Origin of the sequence: Streptomyces sp. NPDC015130, from assembly GCF_043080005.1 — a bacterium.
In the GTDB taxonomy this organism is placed as follows: Bacteria; Actinomycetota; Actinomycetes; order Streptomycetales; family Streptomycetaceae; genus Streptomyces.
Genome location: NZ_JBIBVC010000003.1, coordinates 466,060 through 487,507, shown reverse-complemented (window position 1 = coordinate 487,507; position 21,448 = coordinate 466,060). Strand labels below are relative to the sequence as shown.

Here is a 21,448-nt window from a genome sequence, read left to right as displayed (position 1 = left end):
GGCGAGCGATACAGATGACCGAACTGAGCCGGATATTCGTGGACGAGTGCCTGCGCGGGGACGGCGGCCTCGGCGAGGCCGTCGCGCGGGCCGATTTCCCCCCGGGCTTCGAGAAGGCCTGGCGGTCGCACCTGCTGCACCGGCCCTGGTTCGTGGACGGCGCGGAGACCGAGGCCTTCGCGCGGGACCTGGGCGGTCTCTTCGACCTCCTGGTCTCGCTGCCGCGGCGGCTCTTCGACGGGGACATGGAGCGGTACGGGGCGGCCATCGGGATCGACCCCCGGCTCGTGTCGCTGCTGCGCCGGGGCGGCTCCGGGGTGCCCGACCGGCTGGGCCGGGCCGACGCGTACCACGACGGCACCTCGTACAAGCTCCTGGAGTTCAACCTCGGCAGCGAGGTGGGCGGTCTGGAGCTGGCCGTGTTCAACCAGGGGATGCTCGGTGTGCCGGAGTTCGGCGCGTTCGCCCGCGAGCACGGGCTCGGGCACGTCGACATCGGGGCCCGGATGGCGGCGGTGTTCCGCGAGCGGGCGAAGCCCGCGCTCTCTGGCGGGGCGGAGCCGGTCGTCGGCCTGATCGAGGGGCGCGGCGGGGTCGCCGCGTACGGCCGGATGATGGTCGCGACGCAGGAGGCGATGGCCGCGCACGGTCTGGACCTGCGGATCGGCGAGGTCGGGGACGTCCGCACCGGGGCCGACGGCAAGCTGACCCTGGACGGGACCCCGCTCGACCTGGTCGTGCGGAACTTCGCGCCCAGCCAGCTCCTGGAGGATCCGGCGGGGCCGGAGGTGGCGGAGCCCTTCTTCCGCGCCCACGAGGCGGGCAGAACGGTGCTGTTCACGACCCTGGAGAGCGGCTTCTACGGGAACAAGAGCGCGCTCTCGCTGCTCACCGACCCGCGGTGGAGCTCCGCGTTCGACGCGGAGGAGCGGGCGCTGGTCGAGCGGCTGCTGCCGTGGAGCCGGACGGTGAGCGGCACGGGTCCGGCCGGGATCGCGGAGATCGTGGACCTCTGCCGGGAGCGGCGCGAGGAGCTGATCCTCAAGCCCGGTGCCGGGTACGGCGGTCTGGACACCTTCGTCGGCTGGGAGAGCACGGAGGCCGAGTGGCGGGCGGCCCTGGACGTCGCGGTCGAGCACGGCGGCTATGTGGCGCAGGAGCGGGTCGTCCCGCGCGCCGAGCCCGTCTACGACCCGGCGACGGGGGCAGTCGAGGACTGGATCGCGGTCCTGGGGGTCTTCCTGACCGACGACGGCTACGCCGGGACGCACGCCCGGGCGAACCGGGCCGACGGGGGCGCGATCGTCGGCCTGAGCAGCAATCCGGGCACGCGCATGGTCGGCGTCTTCTCCCACCCCTGATGAGCCGCCCCTGACGGACGCCCCCCGCCGGGCGGCCCCGCGCCCGCCCTGCCGGACGCCCGGCGGGGAGGCCGTCAGGGTGTCGTCCCGTCCTTCCCCCGGGGCAGGAGCGCGCCGACCGCGTTCAGCATGAGTTCCAGGGCGAAGGGGTACCCGCTGTCCCGCATGTCGGCCGCGAGGAGCGGGAAGGTCGCGGCGATGTTCGGGTGGGTGTCCGGGGACAGTCGGCTGTAGACCGACTGCCAGACCTGTTCGTCCCCCTCCCGGGCCGCGGCCGGGAGGGCCTTCGCCGCGGCGTCCTGGGCGGCGAAGGCGAGGGCCTGGTCGACGAAGGCGTGGTAGATCCGCACCGCGAGGGCGTCCGGGAAGGCCGCGGAGCGGAGGATGCCGAGGATCCGCTCGACGGCCCGGGTCTCGTGGGGGCGGCCGGTGGTGCGGTACGCGCCGAGGACGGCGGCCTGCGGATGGGAGAGGTAGCAGGCGTGGATCCGCAGCCCCATCGAGCGGAGGTCCGTCCGCCAGTCGCCCGTCGCCGTCCAGCCGTCCTGCGCCCGCCCGATGAGCTCGTCGGCGATCGCGAGGAGGAGGGCGTCGGTGTTGCGGAAGTAGCGGTACAGCGCGCTGGGGTCGGCGCCGAGCGCGGCTCCGAGCCTGCGCACCGACAGGGCGTCGGCGCCGTGCTGGGCGACGAGACGCAGCGCCGTCTCGACGATGACCTGCTCCGAGAGGACAGCGCCCTGCTTGGTGGGGCGGCGACGCTGCCGGCTGCCTTCGGGGACCACTCTTTCGGACATGGCCGGGACCTTACGTCAACACCATTGACGTGTAAACAGCCTTGCCGCTTCCATAGCGCCAGCCACCCGCCGCCTCACGTTCTGGAGCATTCGCATGGCCAAGGCCGATCTGGTCTTCACCCGCGGTCCCGTCTTCACGGTGGACCCGGCCCGTACCCGGGCGACCTCGCTCGCCGTCGTCGGCGACCGCATCGCCGCCGTCGGCCACGACGAGGTGCGCGAGCTCATCGGCCCGGACACCGAGGTCGTCGACCTGACGGGGAAGCTGCTGATCCCGGGCTTCCAGGACGCCCACGTCCACGCGGTGTTCGCCGGGGCGGAGCTGGCCCAGTGCGATCTGACGGACACCGTCAGCGTCACCGACTACCTGGAGCGGGTCCGCGCCTACGCCGACGCGCACCCCGACCGGGAGTGGATCACCGGCGGCGGCTGGTCGATGGAGAGCTTCGAGGGCGGCCTGCCCACCCGCCAGCTGCTCGACGCGATCGTCCCCGACCGGCCCGTGCTGCTGTCGAACCGCGACCACCACGGCGCCTGGGCCAACACGCGGGCGCTCGAACTGGCCGGGATCACCGCCGACACCCCCGACCCCGCGGACGGCCGCATCGAGCGCGAGCCCGACGGCACGCCCAGCGGCTGCCTCCAGGAGGGTGCCACGGGTCTCGTCGGCCACCTGGTGCCGCCGAGCACGGACGCGGACCGCCTCGCGGGGCTGCACCGCGCCCAGACGCTGCTGCACTCGCTCGGCGTGACGGGCTGGCAGGACGCGATGCTCGGCGAGTTCCACGGCCAGCCCGACCCGTCCGCCGCCTACATGACCGCCGCGCTGGACGGCACGCTCACCGCACGGGTGACCGGGGCGCTCTGGTGGGACCGCGAGCGCGGCGCCGAGCAGATCCCCGAGCTGGTGGCGCGGCGCGAGAAGCTGAACGCCGGCCGGTTCCGCGCGACGTCGGTCAAGATCATGCAGGACGGTGTCGCGGAGAACTTCACCGCCGCCATGACCAGCCCGTACCTGGACGGCTGCGGCTGCGCCACCGCCAACTCGGGGCTGAGCTTCGTCGACCCGCTGGCGCTGCGCGGCTACGTGACCGAGCTCGACGCCCTGGGCTTCCAGGTGCACTTCCACGCCCTGGGCGACCGTGCGGTGCGCGAGGCCCTCGACGCGGTGGAGGCCGCGGTGGCGGCCAACGGCCGCCGGGGCAACCGCCACCACCTCGCCCACCTCCAGGTCGTGCACCCCGACGACCTGGCCCGCTTCGCGGCGCTCGGCGCCATCGCGAACATCCAGCCGCTGTGGGCGGCCCACGAGCCGCAGATGGACGAGCTGACGATCCCGTTCCTCGGCGCGGAGCGCGCCGCCTGGCAGTACCCGTTCGGCGATCTCGTCCGCGCCGGTGCGACGCTCGCCGCCGGCAGCGACTGGCCCGTGAGCAGCCCCGACCCGATCGAGGGCATCCACGTGGCCGTGAACCGCCGGGACCCGGCGTCCGCCGACGGCCCGGTCTTCTACCCCGAGCAGCGGCTCGACCTCCCGACCGCGCTGGCCGCGTACACCGCCGGCACCGCCCATGTGAACGGGCACGACGACGCGGGCAGCCTGCGCGTCGGGAACCTCGCCGACCTGGTGGTCCTGGACCGCGACATCCTCACGGCCCCGCCGGAGGAGATCGGGCAGGCCCGGGTGGAGCGGACCTACGTCGGCGGCAAGCTCGTGCACGCGAGCTGACCGGATCCGGTCAGCCGTGCCGCCGCACCGAGGAGGCCCGCACGTCGAGGCGGGTCGGGACGAGCGTCCCGGCCGCCTCCCGGCGGCCCTGCTCCAGGACCCGCACCAGGTGCTCGATGCCCGCCTCCGCGATCGCCTCGGGCCGCAGGCTGACGGTGGTCACGGCCGGTTCGGTGTGCTCGGCCGTGACGTCCTCGCTCACACAGGCGAGGAGCAGGTCGCCGGGTACGTCGTAGCCGTGGCGCCGGGCCGCCTCCAGCACGAGGGGCGGGCTCGCCTCGGCGACGACGAGGAGGGCGTCCGGCCGGTCGTCCGCCGGGCCGCCCGCGAGGGCGGTCTCGACGGCGCGGACCACCGGTCCGTTGCCGGCCTCCGCGACCCGTACCGCCCGCTCCGGCAGGCCGTGCTCCGCGCACCACTCCCGGTGGGCGGCGAAGACCTCGGTGTGGAAGCGGGTGGTGCTGTCGGGCACGACGAGGACGGGCCTGCGGGCGCCCTGCTCGTGGAAGTGGTCCAGGGCGGAGCGCACGGCGGCCTCGGTGTCGACGTCCACCCAGTACGCCCCGGGCCGTCCCTCGACGGAGCGGTCGCTGAAGACCGGGATCCCGGCGGCGAGCACGTCGTCGACGATCCGGTCGTCGGCGTCTGGGTCGGTCACGACGACGGCGTCGAGCGGCAGATCGGCCCACTCGCTCTGCAGCGATCCGGCGGGCAGCAGGACCATGGCGTAACCGCGTCGCAGCGCGGTCGCCGCCGTGGCTCCGGTCAGCCGGGCGAAGTAGGGCGACTCCAGGAAGACCGAGCGGGCGTCGACCGACTCCCCGACCACATATCCGATCAACTTGGCTCGTCCCGCGCGTAGTTGGCGCGCGGTGGCATTGGGCCGATAGCCCATTCTGCGCGCGGTCTCGCGGGCTTTCTCCCGTACGGCGGGGGAGAGCCTTCCGGTGTCGTTGAGAGCCGCCGAGACGGTCGTCTTGGACAGGCCCGCCTCGCGGGCGACGTCGACGAGGCGGACGCGCGGGGTGGGTGAAGAGGGCTGCCCGCCGTGCCGTGATCCATGGGTCATGGAGGGATGGTGCCACCCTCCTGACCTTTGCAAAACCGTTCCCGCAGGACCTTGTGCGGGAACGTTCCCGCATTAATACTCGCTCCAACCCCCCAGCGCCCGTCACTACACCCGTAAAGGGGTGGGTCTGCATGCGCATGCCGAGAACCATCGCGCTCCTCACCTGTACCGCCGCCCTCGCGGCCACCACCGCCGCCTGCTCCGGCGCCACCAAGCCCCAGGCCTCTCCCGGCGGCGGGGCCGGCTACGAGGTCAACCCGACCTCGCCGCCCGCCAAGGGCGACCTGGACTCGTTCACCTGGTCCCTGTACGCGGAGCCGTACACGCTCGACTACGCCCTGGCGTACGACTACCCGCCGAACACCGTGCTCGCCAACGTCTGCGAGCAGCTGTTCCGGGTCACGCCCGACATGAGGATCGAGCCCGGCCTGGCGGTCAAGTACGAGCAGCCCGATCCCCGCACGCTGGTCTACACGATCCGCTCCGGGGTGAAGTTCCACGACGGCACGACCCTCACCGCCGACGACGTCGTGGCCTCCCTCAAGCGCCAGATGGACCCGAAGACCGGCTCGCCCTGGGGCTCGGTGTTCAAGAACGTCGACACCATCGAGAAGACCGGCCCGCTGGAGGTGACCCTCCGCCTCGGCAAGGCCGACGTCCTGCTCCACGAGCTGATGGCCGCCTCCCCCGGCACCATCGAGAGCGCCGCCTACCTGGCCAAGGCCGGCAAGGACTACGGCACCCCCAAGGGCGGCGTGAACTGCACCGGTCCCTTCGCCCTCGAATCCTGGGACCAGGGCTCCGGCATCACCCTCAAGAAGCACGCCGCCTACTGGGACGCCAAGCTCGCCCCCAAGTCGGCCTCCGTGAAGTTCACCTTCGTCGAGGACCCGGCGGCCCGCTCCAACGCCTTCAAGTCCGGCACCGCCGACGGCGGCTACATGGTGCCCTCGTCCTCCTTCGAGCAGCTGCGGAGCAGCGGCAAGGGCTCGCTCCTCTTCGGCCCCAACACCGGCGCCTCGAACCTCGCCGTCCTCGACTTCCACGGTCCCCTCGGCAACCTCAAGGTGCGCCAGGCCCTCTCCATGGCCCTCGACCGGAAGAACATCATCAAGGCCGCGGCCGGCGGCGTCGGCGTCCCCGCGAAGGCCCCCGCCGCACGCGGCGCCTGGGCCCTGGCCCCGGAGAAGACCGCCGCGCTCTATGACACGCTGCCCGAGCCCGCCTTCGACGTCGACGCGGCGAAGAAGCTCGTCCAGGAGGCCGGGGCCACCGGCCGCACCGTCACCCTGGTCACCAGCACGCTCGCCCCCGAGATCAGCGTCGTCGCCAACGCCGTACAGGCCGCCGGCCGGCAGATCGGCCTCGACGTGAAGCTCAAGTCCGTCGCGCCCGAGGCCTACAGCAGCATCTTCGTCGACCCCAACGCCCGCACCGGGCTCGACCTGGTCATCACCAGCGGGTACGACAACACCCCCGACCCGCTGGAGTTCTACCAGTACCTCCGCACCGGGGACTTCGGGAACTACGGCAACTGGTCGAACGCCGAGTACGACGTCGCCTTCGACCGCGCCAACTCGGAGACCGACCCGGCCAAGCGCGCCGAGAAGACCGCCGAGCTCCAGAAGATCGCGATGCGCGAGCTGCCGATCATCCCCGTGTACGAGGCGCCCTACTCGGTCTTCCTCGGCGAGCGGATCACCGGCGCCCCCACCGGGATCGCCCAGCTGTACTACCCGTGGGCCGCGACGATCGGGGCCGCGAAGTAATGACCCGATACCTCGTCGGCCGGCTCCTCGGGCTGGTGGCGGTGCTGTTCGTGACCTCTCTCGTGGTCTTCGGCGCCATCCATCTGGCCCCCGGCGACCCGGTGACCTTCCTGCTCCACGGCCGCCCCGCGACGCCCGAGGCCGTGGCGGCCCTGCGCACCGAGCACCACCTGGACGACCCGCTCGCCGTCCAGTACGCGAAGTGGCTCGGCGGCGTCCTCACCGGCGACTTCGGCACCTCCGCCCAGTTCCACCAGGACGTGGCCGACCTCATCGCCTCCCGGCTCCCCGGCACCGCCCTGCTCGTCGCGTACGCGGCGCTGCTCGTCGCCCTCATCGGCATCGGCTCCGGCATCCTCGCCGCGCTGAGGCCCGGCCCGCTGGACCGGACCGTGCTCATCGGCACCGGCGTCGCCACCGCGACCCCGTCCTTCGTGACGGCGATCGCGCTCGTGTCGCTGTTCTCGGTGCAGCTGGGCTGGTTCCCCGGCCCCGGCGGCACCCCGGTGGGCCTCTCCCAGCAGCTCCACCACCTCACCTTGCCGGCCTTCGCCCTCGCACTGACCTTCGCGGGACTGCTCGCCCGGGTCACCCGCTCGGCGATGCTCGACGAGCTCGGCAGGGAGCACGTCGAGGTGGCCCGGGCCCGCGGCGTCGCCGGCCGGGCCGTGGTCCGCCGGCACGTCCTGCGCAACGCCCTCGGCCCGGTCGTCACCGTCGGCGGCACCATGCTCGCCGGCCTCCTCATCAGCACCTCGATCGTCGAGACGGCCTTCGACGTACCCGGCCTCGGCTCCCTGCTCGTCTCGTCGGTGACGGCCCAGGACTTCGCCGTCGTGCAGGCGATCACCCTGCTCAGCGTGGCCGCCTTCGTCCTGGTGAACCTCCTCGTCGACCTGCTCGCACCCCTCATCGACCCCCGGCTGTCGCTCCACGGGGAAGGCTCCTCATGACCACCACCACCTCCACGGTGCCGTACCGCAGGCCCGGCCTCCGCCGGCTGCGCGTCCTCGGCCAGGGCCCCCTCTTCACCGTCTCGGTCGCGGTGCTCGTCGCCCTCGTCCTGGTCGCGCTGCTCGCCCCCGTGCTCGCCCCGTACGACCCGGAGGCCCTCGACCTCTCGTCGAGCCTCGTCGGGACCGGCGCCGACCACCTCCTCGGCACCGACCAGTCCGGGCGGGACGTCCTGTCCCGGCTGCTCCACGGCGCGCGCACCGGCCTCCTCGGACCGCTGCTCGTCGTCGCCGTCTCCACCCTCCTCGGCACCCTCGTCGGCGTCGTCGCGGCCTGGCGCGGCGGCTGGGCGGACACGTTCCTGTCCCGCTCGATGGACATGGTCTTCGCCATCCCCGGGCTGCTCCTCGCCATCCTGCTCGTGACCGTCGTCGGCCCCGGGATGACCGCGCCGGTGATCGCCATGGCCGTCGCGTACACCCCGTACGTGGGCCGGCTGGTACGCGGCATCGCGCGCCAGGAGAAGGCCCGCCCGTACATCGAGGCGTACCGGGTGCAGGGCTGGTCCGGCTGGACCGTCTGCGTGCGCCACCTGCTGCCGAACATCGCCCCGACGGTCTTCGCCCAGTCCGCGATGAACTTCGGGTACGCGCTGATGGACCTCGCGGCGCTCTCCTTCCTCGGTTTCGGCGTGCAGCCGCCGACCGCCGACTGGGGCGCCATGATCAACGAAGGCCAGTCGGCCGTCCAGCAGGGGGCGATGCTGCCCGCCCTCGCGCCCTCCGCGTGCATCGTGCTCGCCGTGGTGGCGTTCGGCATCGTCGGCGAGGGACTCGCCGACCGGATCGCGAAGCGTGAGCGGTGAACGGCATGAACGAACACAGCGGTACGAGCCGCCACGGCGGCACGGCCCCGGTCCTGGAGATCGACGGCCTCGACGTCCGGCTCCCCGAGGGCCGGGCCGGCCGGCCGATCCTCGACGGCGTCAGCCTGCGCGTCGGGGCCGGGGAGAGCGTCGGCCTGGTCGGCGAGTCCGGCTCCGGCAAGTCGGTGGCCTGCCGCAGCGTCCTCGGGCTGCTGCCCGGGGGCGCCCGCACCACCGGCGAGGTCCGGGTCGCCGGGCGGGACGTGCTCGGCATGAACCGCACGGAGCTGACCGCGCTGCGCGCCCGGCAGGTCTCCATGGTCTTCCAGGACCCCCGGGCCTCCGTCAACCCGCTCCGCCGCGTCGGCGACTTCCTCACCGAGGGCCTGCGCGCGGTCGGCACGCCGCCCGCGGTGGCCACCGCGCGGGCCCTGGAGCTGCTCGAAGCGGTCGGCATCCGCGACCCGAAGGGCGCCCTGCGCCGCCGGCCGCACGAGTTCTCCGGCGGCATGCTCCAGCGCGTGGTCATCGCCGCGGCGCTCGCCTCCGAACCCGAGCTGATCGTCGCCGACGAGCCGACGACCGCCCTGGACGTCACCACCCAGGCGGAGATCATCCGGATCCTGACCCGCCTGCGCGCCGAGCGCGGCACCGGCATGCTCTTCGTCACCCACGACCTGGAACTCGCCGCCGCCGTCTGCGACCGCGTGTACGTGATGTACGCGGGCCGGATCGTGGAGACACGGGGCACGGACGAGCTCTTCGACCGGCCCCGGCACCCGTACACGGCGGGCCTGCTCGGCTGCACGCCGAGCATCGAACCGGGCGCACCCGCGCCCCGGCCCATCCCGGGCCGGCCCGTCTCCCTGGCCGAGACGCCGCCGGGCTGCGCCTTCGCCGCCCGCTGCGCCCACGCCGTACCGCGCTGCTCCCAGGAGAAGCCGGTCCTCGCCCGGCACGGCGACGGACTCGCCGCCTGCCACCGCGCCGACGAAGGGATCCTACTGTGACCGTCTCCGCCCCCGCAGCGAAGGCACCGGCCGTCGCGGGCCTCGTCGTCGAGGGCCTGCGGAAGCAGTACGGCGACCACACGGCCGTCGACGGCGTGTCCTTCGCCCTGGCGCCCGGCTCCTCGCTGGCGATCGTCGGCGAGTCCGGCAGCGGCAAGACCACCACGGTCCGGATGCTCGTCGGTCTGGAGCGGCCGGACGGCGGCACCGTCCGGCTGGACGGCCGGGACCGTTCGGCCCGCCCCCGGGGCCGGGCCGAACGGCTCGCCAGGGCGCGCGAGATCCAGATGGTCTTCCAGGACCCGTACCTCTCGCTCGACCCCCGGATCACCGTCTCCGGCTGCCTGGACGAGGTCCTCCGCCTCCACACCGGGCTCGACGGTGCCGCCAGGGCCGCGCGGGTCTCGGAGCTCCTGGACCAGGTCGGCCTCGGCAGCCGCGAGGCCTCGACGCTGCCCCGCGGGCTCTCCGGCGGGCAGCGGCAGCGCGTCGCGATCGCCCGGGCCCTCGCCGTGCAGCCCCGGGTCCTCGTCCTCGACGAGGCGGTCGCCGCGCTCGACGTGTCGATCCAGGCGCAGATCCTCGAACTCCTCGGCACGATCCGCCGCGACTCGGACATCGGCTACCTCTTCGTCACGCACGACCTGGCCGTGGTGCGGCACATCGCGGACGAGGTGATGGTCCTCAAGTCCGGTCAGGTCGTGGAGTCCGGCCCGACCTCGCGCGTCCTGGGGTCCCCGGAGCACCCGTACACCCGGCTCCTGCTGGACTCGGTGCCGCGGCGCGGCGGTTTCGCGGCGGCGCCCTGACCTGTCGGCCGCGGGCCCGGTCGGGGGGTCAGGCCCGCAGCCGCCGCAGGACGGCGCGCATCGCCCGGTCCACGGCCACCCGGGAGGCGTCGGTCGGGTCGGTCAGCTCGAAGCTGTGGTGACCCAGCGGTACGTCGACGAGGTCGACCTCCACCCCGTGCTCCGCGGCGGCGTCCAGGAAGTCCTGGACGGTCGCCGCGAAGGCGGGGTGTTCGCGTCCGGCCCGGGTGAGGACGACGGGCACCGCGCCCGAGTCCGGGCCGAGGACCTCGACGGGGCGGAAGCGGGCCTCCACCCCGGCCCAGCCGGGCAGCGGCGCGAAGGCGGGGTAGTTCGCGGCCACGCACCGGAGCCACGGCGGGGGCGCGGCGAGCCAGTCCGCCGCGAGCAGCCCGCCGGTGGAGAAGAACCAGAGGGCGACGCGGTCGCCGTCCACCCGCGGGTCGGCGCGGACGAGTTCGACGGCCTCGGCGAGGTCCGCCGCGGCCCGCGGGTAGTCGGCGAGGCCGTGCAGCCGGTGGTCCAGGGTCACGCCGACGACGCCGTGGGCCGCCGCGAAGCGGCCGTATCCGAGGAAGAACGGTGTGTCGCGCGGGGTGGGCCGCTGGTCGGGGGCGACCGGTCCGCCGTGGACGAAGACCACGGCGGGCAGGGGGCGGCCGTCGGCGGCACCGGCCTCGGGCAGGTGCAGGTCGATCCGTCCCCGCCGTTCGCGCGGCGCCTCGGGGAGGTCGAGGAGGAAGGGCAGGAGGTGCGTCGGGACCTCGGGGGCGTGGGCGTCGTGGGCGTGGGCGTCGTGGGCGTGGGCGTCGTGGGCGTGGGCGTCGTGGGCGTGGGCGTCGTGGGCGTGGGCGGGCCGGGAGACCTTCACGCGGTGTCCCTCGCCCGCCGCCGCGCGCAGCAGCGTCGCCGCGAGCTCCTCGGGGTCGGCGAGCATCGGCCAGTGCCCGGTGGCCAGTTCGAGGAAGCTCACCCCGGCGTCGGCGAGCGCCCGGAACTGCGGCGGGCCCGACTCCACCAGCATCTGGACCAGGTCGATGCTCGATCCGTTGCGGGTGCACAGGACGCCCGTGACCGGCAGGGCGGAGGCCGCGCCGGTCAGGCGCAGCGGGCGGGTGAGCGTGCCGCGCGGCTGGGGGACGGCGAGCCGTTCCAGGCGGTCCAGCGCCTCGGCGGGCACGCCCTCGGTGCTGCCCCAGCGCGGCCAGGAGCCGCGCGCCGGCGGCGGCACGGACCCGCCGGGCCCGGCCGCACCGGCCAGCGAGGCCCGGACCTCCGGGTCGGGTACGGACCGCACGGCGGCCTCCCCGTCCCGCGGGAGCGGCGTGTCGAGAGCGACGATCCGCGCCACGCGCCCGGGCCGCAGGTCTGCGGCGCCGAACACCGGATGGAGGCCGTAGCCGTGCCCGACGAGGACGATGTCGGGCACGGCGGTCGTGGCGGTCGCGCTGGTCTCCGCGGCGTCGGCAGTCCCGGCGGCGTCAGCAGTCGTGGCGGCCGCGCTGGTGTCGGCGGTCGTGGCGGTCGCGCTGGTCCGGGCGGCCTCGGCGGCCCTCGCGGCCGCGCTGGTCTTGCCGGTCGCGCCGGGCCCGGCGATCCCGTCGACGATCCGCACCAGGTCCGCCACGTGCGTCCCCAGATCCGTGCCGGGGCCGGCCTCCTCGTGCCGGTCGCCCATGCCGGTGAGCGTCACCGGGTACGCCTCCGCGCCCGCCGCGCGGAGCGCGCGGGCCGTCTCCTCCCACACCCAGCCCCCGGTGAAGGGGCCGGACACCAGCACGAACGCCGTCATGATCGTCTCCCTTGCGACTCCCGGGCGGTGCGTCACGGGCCACGCTAGGAACTCCCCTCGGGGGAGATTCAAGGGAAGCCCGCGGCGCGCCCCTCGCGCCGCCACCGGCATAGGGTGCGACTCGTGCCGTACGACGACGGGTTGTGGAGCATCGGGGAACTCGCCGAGCGGGCGGGGGCCACCGTGAAGACCGTGCGTTTCTACTCCGACCGCGGACTGCTGCCCGAGGCGGGGCGCAGCTCCGGCGGGCACCGGCGCTACGGTCCGGAGGCGTTCGACCGGCTGCGGCTCATCCGTTCGCTGCGCGCGCTCGGCCTGCCGGTGCCTGAGGTGGAGCGGGTTCTCGACCGGGACGGGGTCCTGGAGGACGCCGTCTCTGGGCAGTTGCGCGAGGTGGAGTCCCAACTCACCGCGCTGCGCTGGCGCGAGGCGTCCCTCTTGCTGCTCAGGGACTGCCCGCCCGGGGAGCGCGCCGAGCGGCTGCGGCTGGTGGGCGCCGTGGCCTCGCCGCCCGACACGACCGCCCTGGCACGGTTCTGGCGGCGGACGCTGCCGGTGCGGCTGCCGGCCCGGACCGTGGCGACGGTCCTCGACTCGGTGGTGCCGCGGCCTCCCCGGGAGCCGAGCCCCGCGCAGGTGCTGGCCTTCGCCCGGCTGCACGAGCTGGTCACCGATCCGCGCCTCCGCCGGCCGGAGTTCCGTCCGGCGCCCCCGCTGCCGGACGGGGAGTACCGGCCGGAGGTGCTGTACGAGGGGCTGGCCGAGGCGTACACCCTGGCGTCCGCCCAGGAGCACGCCGGCCGGCGACCGGGGGACGGCGGGGCGCTGGACTGCTTCGTCGCCGCCTACGCCCACGCGAGCGGCGTCCGGGACACCCCGGTCTTCCGCCGTCGGCTCGTCGGCCTGCTCGCGCGCCACAGCGGTCCCGTGATCCAGCGCTACTGGAAGCTCGCCGGCGGTCTCTTCGCCCCGGGCGAACCGGTCCTCGGCGCCCTCCACCACCATCTCTCCGTCGCGCTGTGCGCCGAGGTCGAGGCCCGGACCGGCTGACGATCCTTCCCACATCGTGGGCTCTCGCTGTCCACGAGCTGGGCGGCCAAGTGGCGGATCTCGCCGGGCTTCCGCCGTCGCCGCAGGTCAGAGGCGTACGGAAGGACCGTCAGGTGGCGCAATACTGCGGCAACACCACCCGGGCCGGACCCCCGCTACGTTCCGTCGCATGCCAGCCGAACCCGCCTCCGCCGCTCTCCCGCTCGCCGCCGCCCGCCGTCGGCGCCTGCGGGCGGACCGGGCACGGCAGCTCGCCGACCTGCTGCGCCACCAGATCCTGGCGGGCGGCTTCCCCGACGGGGTGCTGCCGCTGGAGGACGCGCTCGCCGCCGACTTCAGGGCCAGCAGGAACACCGTGCGGCAGGCCCTGGACCTGCTGCGCGGCGAGCAGATCGTCGCCCGGCAGCCGGGGGTCGGCACGGTGGTGGTGTGCGAGAAGTTCCCGCACGGCCTGGAGCGGCTCCAGGGTCTCGCCGAGACCCTGCACGAGCACGGCAGGGTCACCAACGAGGTCCGCACCGTCGGGCCGGTCGCGGCTCCGGGGCCGGTGGCCCACCGGCTGGGTCTCCCCGAGCACGCCGACGTGCTCTGCGTCGAGCGGCTGCGCCGGCTGAACGGGCTGCCGCTCTCCCTGGACCTGTCCTACCTGCCGATGGACATCGGCGGTGAACTGCTGGGCTGCGACCTGGAGAACACGGACGTGTTCCGGCTCCTGGAGCAGCTGACGGGCGGGCCGCTGGGGCACGCCGAGATCACCCTTGAGGCCGTCAACGCCGACGCCCATTCGGCGGCGGTGCTCCAGGCCCCGCGCGGGGCGGCCGTCCTGATGCTGGAGCGGCTCACCCATCTTCCCGACGGGCGGCCGGTGGACCTGGAGTTCATCCGGTTCCGCGGTGACCGCATCACCATGAGCGGCGTCCTGCGCCGCTCCCCCTGACCCGCGCACGCGCCCGTGCCCGGGCTTCCGCCGCGTGACTCCGCCTCCCGCCCACCCGTGCCCCCGACCTCCCCCACTCCCGTACCCCCTTTCCGTATCCCCTTTCCGTATCCCCTTCCCCTTTCCGTATCCCCTTCCTGGAGACAGCCGTGCCTCTCGTCCCCCAGCGCGCCGACGTGCCCGTGACCATCGACGAGTCGAAGTGCGTCGACGGCTGCACGCTCTGCGTCGACATGTGTCCGCTCGACTCGCTCGCTATCCGCGAGGACAACGGCAAGGCGTACATGCACGTGGACGAGTGCTGGTACTGCGGCCCGTGCGCCGCGCGGTGTCCCACCGGCGCGGTGACCGTCAACATGCCCTACCTGCTCCGGTGAAAGGCCCCATTCCCATGAACGGCAAGAGATCCCGCTCCCTCCTCCCGCTCTCCCTTCCCCTCGCGCTCCTGCTGCCGCTGGCCACCGCCTGCGGCGGTTCCGCCGGCGCGGACGGCGAGGGCGACGGGAAGACGGTCACCGTGACCGTCGGCTACCAGTCGAAGACCATCAACACCGTCACCGCCGGCACGCTGCTGCGCTCCCTCGGCTACTTCGAGGAGGAGCTCGCGGCGCGCGGGAAGCGGGACGGGGTCACCTACCGGGTGGCCTGGCAGGACTACGCGACCGGGGCCCCGATCACCGCGCAGATGACGGCCGGGAAGATCGACATCGGCTCGATGGGCGACTTCCCGCTGCTGATCAACGCGGCACGGGGGGTCGAGCTCAAGGAGCGGACCCGGCTGGTCGCGGTGACCGGCTACAACCCGCGGGGCGGGCTCAACACCGTGGTGACGGCGCCCGGTTCGCCGCTCCGCTCGCTCGGCGACCTGCGGGACAGGAAGGTGTCCACCAGTGTCGGCTCGGCGGCCGACGGCACCCTCGTCCGCGCCCTCCGGCGGGCGGGGATCGACCCGGCCGAGGACGTGGAGAAGCTCAACCAGCAGCCCAGCGTGGGTGCTTCGGCGCTGACCGCGGGCAGTGTCGACGCCCTGTCGCAGTTCGTCGCCTGGCCGGGCCTCCTCGCCTTCCAGGGCAAGGCCACAGCCCTGTACGACGGGGCCGAGCTGAACCTGCCGACCTTCCACGGCGTGACCGTCCGAGAGGGCTTCGCGCAGCGGCGGCCCGAGGTCCTCGACGCCTTCCTGCGGGCCCAGCGGCGGGCCACGGACGAGCTGCGGGCGCGGCCCGTCGCCGCGGCCGAGTCGGTGGCGAAGGAGACCGGGCTGCCCGCCGAGGTGGTCTACCTCTACAACGGCGCCGAGGGCATCGCCACCTTCGACCCGGCCCTCCGCCCGGAGCTGATCGCGGCGCTGAAGGACGACGTGGCGGTCCTCAAGGACGCCGGTCTGGTGAAGGACGTCGACGTGGACGCCTTCGTCGACCCGGCTCCGCTGCGGCGGGCGGTGAAGGACGCCGCGTACCCCGAGGCGGACGCCGCCAGGTCCGAGCTGTGGCTGAAGGGGCAGGGCACGACCCGGTCGTTCGCGACGCCCGGGGAGCTCCTCAAGGCGGTCGGGGCGGCGGGCGGCGGTGACCGGGTGCGGGCGGCGTACGTGCCGGACGCGGTGACCGGGACGCTGTGGTTCGCCGACCGGGCGGTGTGGGTGACGGACGGTTCCGGACCGCGCGCCTTCGTCACCCGCTCGGGCGCCGAGCGGTACGTCTCCGCTCACCCCGGTGCCCGGATCGTCGGGTACGCGGACGCGCTGAAGGCGGCTTCGTGAGTGCGGGCCGCCGGCTGCTGCGGGTCGCCTCGCTCGCCGCGGCCCTCGGGGTGTGGCAGCTGCTGACCGCGCTGGACGTCACGCTGTGGCTGCGGTTCGAGCAGTTCCCCACGGTCGGCGAGGTGGCCTCGGCGCTCGCCGACCGGCTCGGCACGGACGTGTACTGGCAGGACCTCGGCAGCAGCCTGCGCCGGATCGTGGTGGGCTTCCTGCTCGCCGCGGTGCTGGGGGTGGCGGCCGGGGCGGCCGTCGCCCGGTCCCGGTGGGCCGCCGACCTGCTCGGCCCGCTGGTGGAGGTGGTCCGGCCGGTGCCGGCCATCGCGCTGGTGCCGGTGGCGATCCTGCTCCTGCCGACCACCGAACAGGGCATCGTCTTCATCACCTTCACCGCCGCGTTCTTCCCCGTGCTCGTCTCGACACGGCACGCGGTGTCCGCGCTCGGCCCGGTGTGGGAGGAGGCCGTGCTCACGATGGGCGGCGGCCGGCTCCGGGTGCTGTTCTCGGTGGTTCTGCCGGGTTCCCTCCCCGGGATCTTCGGCGGTCTGTCGGTGGGCATCGGCGTCTCGTGGATCTGTGTGATCTCGGCGGAGATGATCTCCGGCGAGTACGGGGTGGGCTACCGCACCTGGCAGGACTACACGGTCGTCGACTACCCGGGGGTGTTCGTCGGCATGGCCACCATCGGCGTCCTCGGCTGGCTCACCTCCACCGCCGTCGAGGTGCTCGGCCGCCGCGTCACCGCCTGGCTGCCACGCCCCGCCGCGCGCGGGCCGGCCGGTCCCGGCCGCACCCCGCGCGGCGCCGCCTCCGCCGCCGCGGCCTTCCGTCGTACCCCCGCAGCCCCGAAGGAGCCGGTGTCATGAGCGCCGCGAGCCCGTCGACCGACACCTGCGCGAAGCCGCTCGGCGGTACGGACCCGTCCGCAGGTGCCGAACTCGCCCTGCACGGCGGCGTGCGGCTGGGTCACCCGGGCGGGGTGCCGGTTTCCGGGCCCGCCGGGCTGCGGATCCCGCCCGGTGAGCTGCTGACCGTGGTCGGCCCCTCCGGCTGCGGGAAGACGACGCTGCTGCGCACCCTCGCCGGGCTGCTGCCCCCGCTCGCCGGGCGGGTCACCCAGGACGGGGAGCCGATCGTCCGGCCGGGCGCGGACCGGGCCCTGGTCTTCCAGCACGACGCCCTGCTGCCGTGGCGCACCGTCCGCGCCAATGTGGAGCTGCCGCTGGCGATCCGCCGGGTCCCCCGCCCCGAGCGGCGGCGCGCGGCGGAGGAGTGGCTGGAGCGGGTCGGACTCGCCGCGCACGCGGGGAAGCTGCCGCACCAGCTGTCCGGCGGGCAGCGGCAGCGCGTGCAGCTGGCGCGCGCGCTGGCCGGCCGGCCCCGCGCGGTCCTGATGGACGAGCCGTTCGGCGCGCTCGACGCGCACACGCGCGCCGGGATGCAGGACCTGCTCGTGGAGATCCTCCGCGGCACGGGCGCGACCGTCGTCTTCGTCACGCACGACGTGGACGAGGCCCTCCATCTGGGCGACCGGGTGGTCCTGTTCGCGTCCGGCGAGGTCCTGGACGTGCCGCACCCGCGGTCGCGGGACGCCCGCGACGCGCCGGCCACGGCCGCGCTGCGCCGTCGCGTCCTCGACTCCCTCTGACAGCCCCTCAGTCCCTCCGAAAGGCATCCCGTGAGCACCCCCTCGGCCGCCCCGGCCCCCGAAGCGCCGTCCCTCGCCGTCCCGTCCCTCGCCGTCCCGTCCCTCGCCGACGCGACGGAGCTCTCCTGCGACGTGCTCGTCGTCGGTGGCGGCACCGCCGGCACCATGGCCGCGCTGACCGCCGCCGAGCGCGGTGCGAACGTCCTGCTCCTGGAGAAGGCGCACGTCCGGCACTCGGGTGCGCTGGCCATGGGCATGGACGGGGTCAACAACGCGGTCGTCCCGGGGCGGGCCGAACCCGACGACTACGTCGCCGAGATCACCCGTGCCAACGACGGTCTGGTCGACCAGTCCACCGTCCGGCAGACGGCGACCCGCGGCTTCGCGATGGTCCAGCGGCTGGAGTCGTACGGGGTGAAGTTCGAGAAGGACGAGCACGGCGAGTACGCGGTCCGGCAGGTGCACCGGTCCGGCTCGTACGTGCTGCCGATGCCGGAGGGCAAGGACGTCAAGAAGGTGCTCTACCGGCAGTTGCGGCGCCGGGAGATGCGGGAGCGGATCCGGATCGAGAACCGGGTCATGCCGGTCCGGGTGCTCACCCACCCGGACGACGGCCGGGCCGTCGGCGTCGCCGGGTTCCACACGCGTACGGGGGAGTTCGTCACGGTCCGGGCCGGTGCGGTGATCCTCGCCACCGGGCCCTGCGGCCGGCTGGGGCTGCCCGCCTCCGGGTATCTGTACGGGACGTACGAGAACCCGACCAACGCGGGCGACGGCTACGCGATGGCGTACCACGCGGGAGCGGCGCTCACCGGCATCGAGTGCTTCCAGATCAACCCGCTGATCAAGGACTACAACGGCCCGGCCTGCGCCTACGTCGCCAATCCCTTCGGCGGGTACCAGGTGAACCGGCACGGCGAGCGGTTCGTGGAGTCGGACTACTGGTCGGGGCAGATGATGGCCGAGTTCGCGACCGAACTCGCCTCCGACCGGGGGCCGGTGTACCTCAAGATGAGCCATCTGCCGGAGGAGACCATCGGCGCGGTGGAGTCGATCCTGCACACCACGGAGCGGCCGACGCGGGGCACCTTCCACGAGGGGCGGGGGCACGACTACCGCACCCACGACGTCGAGATGCACATCTCGGAGATCGGTCTGTGCGGCGGCCATTCGGCCTCGGGGGTACGGGTGGACGCCCACGCCCGCACGACGGTCCCCCGGCTGTACGCGGCCGGCGACCTGGCCTGCGTACCCCACAACTACATGATCGGCGCCTTCGTCTACGGGGATCTGGCGGGCGAGGACGCGGCGGGGTACCGGGCCTACGAAGGGGAGCTCCCGGCGGACCAGGTGGCCGCCGCGCACGAGCTCGTCTACCGGCCGCTGCGGAACCCGGAGGGGCCGCCGCAGCCCCAGGTCGAGTACAAGCTGCGGAGGTTCGTGAACGACTACGTGGCGCCGCCGAAGACGGGGGCGAAACTCTCCCTGGCGGTGGAGGCGTTCACCCGGATGTCGGACGAGATCGCCGGTATGGGGGCGCGTACGGCGCACGAGCTGATGCGGTGCGCGGAGGTGAGCTTCATCCGGGACTGCGCCGAGATGGCGGCGCGCGCGTCGCTGGCGAGGACGGAGTCGCGGTGGGGTCTCTACCACGAGCGTCTCGACCATCCGGAGCGGGACGACCAGGGCTGGCTGCACCACCTCGACCTGCGCAAGTCCCCTTCCGGGGCGATGGAGTTCACGGCGCGGCCGGTCGAGCCGTACGTGGTGCCGGTGGCGGAGTTCGCACCGCCGGCGGGTCCCGAGCGGCCGCTCGGGGAGGTCGAGCTCGTCCCGGTGGCGACCGCCGGCCCCCGGGACGGGGCGCCGACGGCCCGCCGGACGGCGGAGACGGAGCCGGGGTCGGTGCCGGCGTCCGACACGGAGACGGGGGTGCCGGACGTCGCGGGAGGCTGTCCGGCGGGTGCCTCCCCCTCCCCCGCGCCCCGTCTCCGTCTGCTGCGGCTCCTCGCGCTCGTCGAGGAGTCCCCCGACCTGGCGGCGCTCCGGCCCTACCTCGACGACACCGACCCGGCGGTGCGGGCCGCGGCCGTCACCGCGCTCGGCGAGACGGCCCCGGCCGGCACGGGGCCGGAGCTCGCGGCGCGCCTCGGGGACGCGGATCCGCGCGTGCGGGCCGCCGCCGCGGCGGCGCTGCGCGAGCTGGTCGAGGTCCTGCCCGCCGAGCCGCCGCTCGCGGCCGGGCTGCGGGAGGCGCTCGCCGTGCCCGACCCGGCGGTGCGCGGGGCGGCGCTGGACGTCCTGCGGGCGCTGCGGCTCGGTGACGCCGCCCTGTACGCGGCCTCGCTCGCGGACACCGGTGTCGAGGTCCGCATCCAGGCGGTCCGGGCCCTGGTGTCGGTGGACGCGGTGGAGGAGCTCGCGGGGGCTGCCGCCGACCCGGCGCGTGAGGTGCGGGTCGCGGTGGCCCGTGGTCTCGCCGCCGTGCGCACCCCCGCTCCGAAGCCGCTGGACCCGCTGCTCGACGATGCCGATCCGCTGGTCAGGGGGGCCGCGCTGGCCGCCCTCGCGGGCACGGGCTGCCCGCCGGAGTACGCGGCGACCGCGGTGGCGGCGCTGGCCGACGGCGCCTGGCAGGTCAGGGCCGGTGCGGCGACCGCGCTGCGGGCGGCGCCGCCCGCGCTGGCGGTCCCCGCGCTCGCCGGTGCCCTCGGCGACGCGAACGCGGACGTCCGCAAGGCCGCCGTCCTCTCCCTGCTTCCCCACGGCGCCGAGCCGGCGGCCCGCACCGAGCTCGCCGGGGCCGCGGACGATCCCGACGCGGACGTCCGCGCCTACGCCTCCCGCGTGTCGCGCGTGGGGTGATCGGTGGCACACGGGTGAACGCACGCATGCGGGGCCGCCGGACGGGGAAGGGGCGCGGGGCGGCGTCCGGCCTCGGGCGACCCGCTGTGGACGGTGGACCGAGGAGATGGTGAGGGTGGCGGTGAGCGCGGAGGCTATGGGCGCGCCGTGCTGGCTGAGTCTGGCGGCGCGGGATCTCGACGCGGCGGAGCGCTTCTACGGGGCGGTGCTGGGCTGGACGTTCCGCCGGGGCGCTCTCGGCGAGGAGTTCGCGGTCGGTGAGCGGGACGGGGTGCCGGTGGCCGGTATCGCGGCCGTGGCCTCCGCGATGGCGGTGCCGGTGGCCTGGACGGCGTTCTTCGCGGTGGACGACGCCGACGCGGCGGTGGCGCGGATCCGGGAGCGCGGCGGCACGGTCGGCGTGGGCCCGGTGGCCTTCCCGCCCCGGGGTCGCGCGGCGCTCGCCACGGACCGGGAGGGTGCCGCGTTCGCCGTGTGGGAGGGGCGGCTGATCTCGCGCTGGCGCGTGGACGAGCGGACGGCGCCGGCCTGGCTGGAGCTGCACACGCGGGACGCGTTCGACGCGGCCGTCTTCTACGGCGGGGTGCTGGGCTGGGCGGACGGGAGCCCGTCCGGCTGCGAGGTCTCGTACGAGGGTGACCGGGTGGTCCTTCGCTGGCACGGCGAGGCCGTCGCCCGGCTGAACAGCGGCCCCGTCGAGTCCGCCTCGCCGAGTCCGCAGATGCGTCCGCGCTGGCTCGTACGGTTCCGGGTGCCCGATCTGGAGGCGGCGACGGCCGCGGTCGTGAAGCACGGCGGCTCCGTGGTGCCGGGCGGCGAGTGGGGCGGGGTGCGCGCCCCGGAGGGCGCCGACGAGCACCGCGTGGTGGTGCGGGACCCGGACGGCGCGCTGTTCACGCTGGACCCGCTGACGGGTGAGGACGCCTCCGAGGTCCCCGGCGGGGACGGCTGACGGACCGTCGGGGACCTGCCGGACCCTCCCGACCGTCCGCCGGGGGCCTGCCGGACCCTCCCGACCGACCGTCCGCCGGGGCTCC

18 protein-coding genes are annotated in these 21,448 nt (G+C 74.6%); 15 read left to right on the top strand and 3 right to left on the bottom strand.

Going from position 1 to position 21,448, the window contains the following annotated elements:
- The first annotated feature begins 14 nt into the window (after window positions 1–14).
- Window positions 15–1,361 (top strand): hypothetical protein, encoded by a 1,347-nt coding sequence (locus tag ACF08F_RS08300; RefSeq protein ID WP_392297695.1) that lies wholly within the window; start codon window positions 15–17, stop codon window positions 1,359–1,361.
- A 74-nt stretch (window positions 1,362–1,435) separates the two neighbouring features.
- On the opposite strand, the gene ACF08F_RS08295 is transcribed toward ACF08F_RS08300, so the two are convergent.
- On the bottom strand, window positions 1,436–2,155 hold the full coding sequence (locus ACF08F_RS08295) for a TetR/AcrR family transcriptional regulator (protein ID WP_392297694.1): 720 nt from the start codon (window positions 2,153–2,155) through the stop codon (window positions 1,436–1,438).
- 94 nt (window positions 2,156–2,249) lie between these two features.
- Here ACF08F_RS08295 and ACF08F_RS08290 point away from each other — a divergent pair, with 94 nt between their 5' ends.
- Window positions 2,250–3,884 (top strand): amidohydrolase, encoded by a 1,635-nt coding sequence (locus tag ACF08F_RS08290; RefSeq protein WP_392297693.1) that lies wholly within the window; start codon window positions 2,250–2,252, stop codon window positions 3,882–3,884.
- Window positions 3,885–3,894: 10 nt separating this feature from the next.
- Here the strand turns inward: ACF08F_RS08290 and ACF08F_RS08285 are convergent, their stop codons facing one another.
- Entirely contained in the window at window positions 3,895–4,953 is a 1,059-nt protein-coding gene (locus tag ACF08F_RS08285; protein ID WP_392297692.1) for a LacI family DNA-binding transcriptional regulator, read from the bottom strand.
- Window positions 4,954–5,084: 131 nt separating this feature from the next.
- Between ACF08F_RS08285 and ACF08F_RS08280 the strand changes: the two genes are divergently transcribed.
- Genes ACF08F_RS08280 through ACF08F_RS08260 form a run of 5 tightly spaced genes read left to right on the top strand, consistent with a single transcriptional unit; the run spans window position 5,085 to window position 10,360 of the window.
- Window positions 5,085–6,722 (top strand): ABC transporter substrate-binding protein, encoded by a 1,638-nt coding sequence (locus tag ACF08F_RS08280; protein WP_392297691.1) that lies wholly within the window; start codon window positions 5,085–5,087, stop codon window positions 6,720–6,722.
- On the top strand, window positions 6,722–7,675 hold the full coding sequence (locus ACF08F_RS08275) for an ABC transporter permease (RefSeq protein WP_392297690.1): 954 nt from the start codon (window positions 6,722–6,724) through the stop codon (window positions 7,673–7,675). Before ACF08F_RS08280 ends, ACF08F_RS08275 begins: the two co-directional genes overlap by 1 nt.
- The gene (locus tag ACF08F_RS08270; protein ID WP_392297689.1) at window positions 7,672–8,541 is read left to right on the top strand and encodes an ABC transporter permease; all 870 of its coding nucleotides are present in this window, start codon (window positions 7,672–7,674) and stop codon (window positions 8,539–8,541) included. The genes ACF08F_RS08275 and ACF08F_RS08270 overlap by 4 nt, the downstream gene beginning before the upstream one ends.
- A 5-nt stretch (window positions 8,542–8,546) precedes the next feature.
- Window positions 8,547–9,551: an ABC transporter ATP-binding protein gene (locus ACF08F_RS08265; RefSeq protein WP_392297688.1), complete on the top strand. Its 1,005-nt coding sequence runs from the start codon at window positions 8,547–8,549 to the stop codon at window positions 9,549–9,551.
- Complete coding sequence (locus tag ACF08F_RS08260) at window positions 9,548–10,360, top strand: ABC transporter ATP-binding protein (RefSeq protein ID WP_392297687.1); 813 nt, start codon at window positions 9,548–9,550, stop codon at window positions 10,358–10,360. Before ACF08F_RS08265 ends, ACF08F_RS08260 begins: the two co-directional genes overlap by 4 nt.
- 28 nt (window positions 10,361–10,388) lie before the next feature.
- On the opposite strand, the gene ACF08F_RS08255 is transcribed toward ACF08F_RS08260, so the two are convergent.
- Entirely contained in the window at window positions 10,389–12,152 is a 1,764-nt protein-coding gene (locus ACF08F_RS08255; protein WP_392297686.1) for an alpha/beta hydrolase, read from the bottom strand.
- Window positions 12,153–12,275: 123 nt separating this feature from the next.
- On the opposite strand from ACF08F_RS08255, the gene ACF08F_RS08250 reads away from it, so the two are divergent.
- From ACF08F_RS08250 to ACF08F_RS08215, 8 genes are all read left to right on the top strand, one after another.
- Window positions 12,276–13,202 carry a MerR family transcriptional regulator gene (locus ACF08F_RS08250; RefSeq protein ID WP_392297685.1) on the top strand — a complete coding sequence of 309 codons (927 nt, stop codon included), beginning with the start codon at window positions 12,276–12,278 and terminating at the stop codon, window positions 13,200–13,202.
- A 169-nt stretch (window positions 13,203–13,371) separates the two neighbouring features.
- Window positions 13,372–14,139 carry a GntR family transcriptional regulator gene (locus ACF08F_RS08245; protein ID WP_392297684.1) on the top strand — a complete coding sequence of 256 codons (768 nt, stop codon included), beginning with the start codon at window positions 13,372–13,374 and terminating at the stop codon, window positions 14,137–14,139.
- A 149-nt stretch (window positions 14,140–14,288) separates the two neighbouring features.
- Complete coding sequence (locus ACF08F_RS08240; protein ID WP_141297029.1) at window positions 14,289–14,516, top strand: ferredoxin family protein; 228 nt, start codon at window positions 14,289–14,291, stop codon at window positions 14,514–14,516.
- Window positions 14,517–14,530: 14 nt separating this feature from the next.
- The gene (locus ACF08F_RS08235; protein WP_392297683.1) at window positions 14,531–15,901 is read left to right on the top strand and encodes an ABC transporter substrate-binding protein; all 1,371 of its coding nucleotides are present in this window, start codon (window positions 14,531–14,533) and stop codon (window positions 15,899–15,901) included.
- The gene (locus ACF08F_RS08230; protein ID WP_392297682.1) at window positions 15,898–16,764 is read left to right on the top strand and encodes an ABC transporter permease; all 867 of its coding nucleotides are present in this window, start codon (window positions 15,898–15,900) and stop codon (window positions 16,762–16,764) included. Before ACF08F_RS08235 ends, ACF08F_RS08230 begins: the two co-directional genes overlap by 4 nt.
- Complete coding sequence (locus tag ACF08F_RS08225) at window positions 16,761–17,546, top strand: ABC transporter ATP-binding protein (protein ID WP_392297681.1); 786 nt, start codon at window positions 16,761–16,763, stop codon at window positions 17,544–17,546. Before ACF08F_RS08230 ends, ACF08F_RS08225 begins: the two co-directional genes overlap by 4 nt.
- A gap of 30 nt (window positions 17,547–17,576) precedes the next feature.
- Window positions 17,577–20,411 carry a fumarate reductase/succinate dehydrogenase flavoprotein subunit gene (locus ACF08F_RS08220; RefSeq protein ID WP_392297680.1) on the top strand — a complete coding sequence of 945 codons (2,835 nt, stop codon included), beginning with the start codon at window positions 17,577–17,579 and terminating at the stop codon, window positions 20,409–20,411.
- 106 nt (window positions 20,412–20,517) lie between these two features.
- Entirely contained in the window at window positions 20,518–21,363 is an 846-nt protein-coding gene (locus tag ACF08F_RS08215) for a VOC family protein (RefSeq protein ID WP_392297679.1), read from the top strand.
- The last annotated feature ends 85 nt before the right edge of the window (window positions 21,364–21,448 follow it).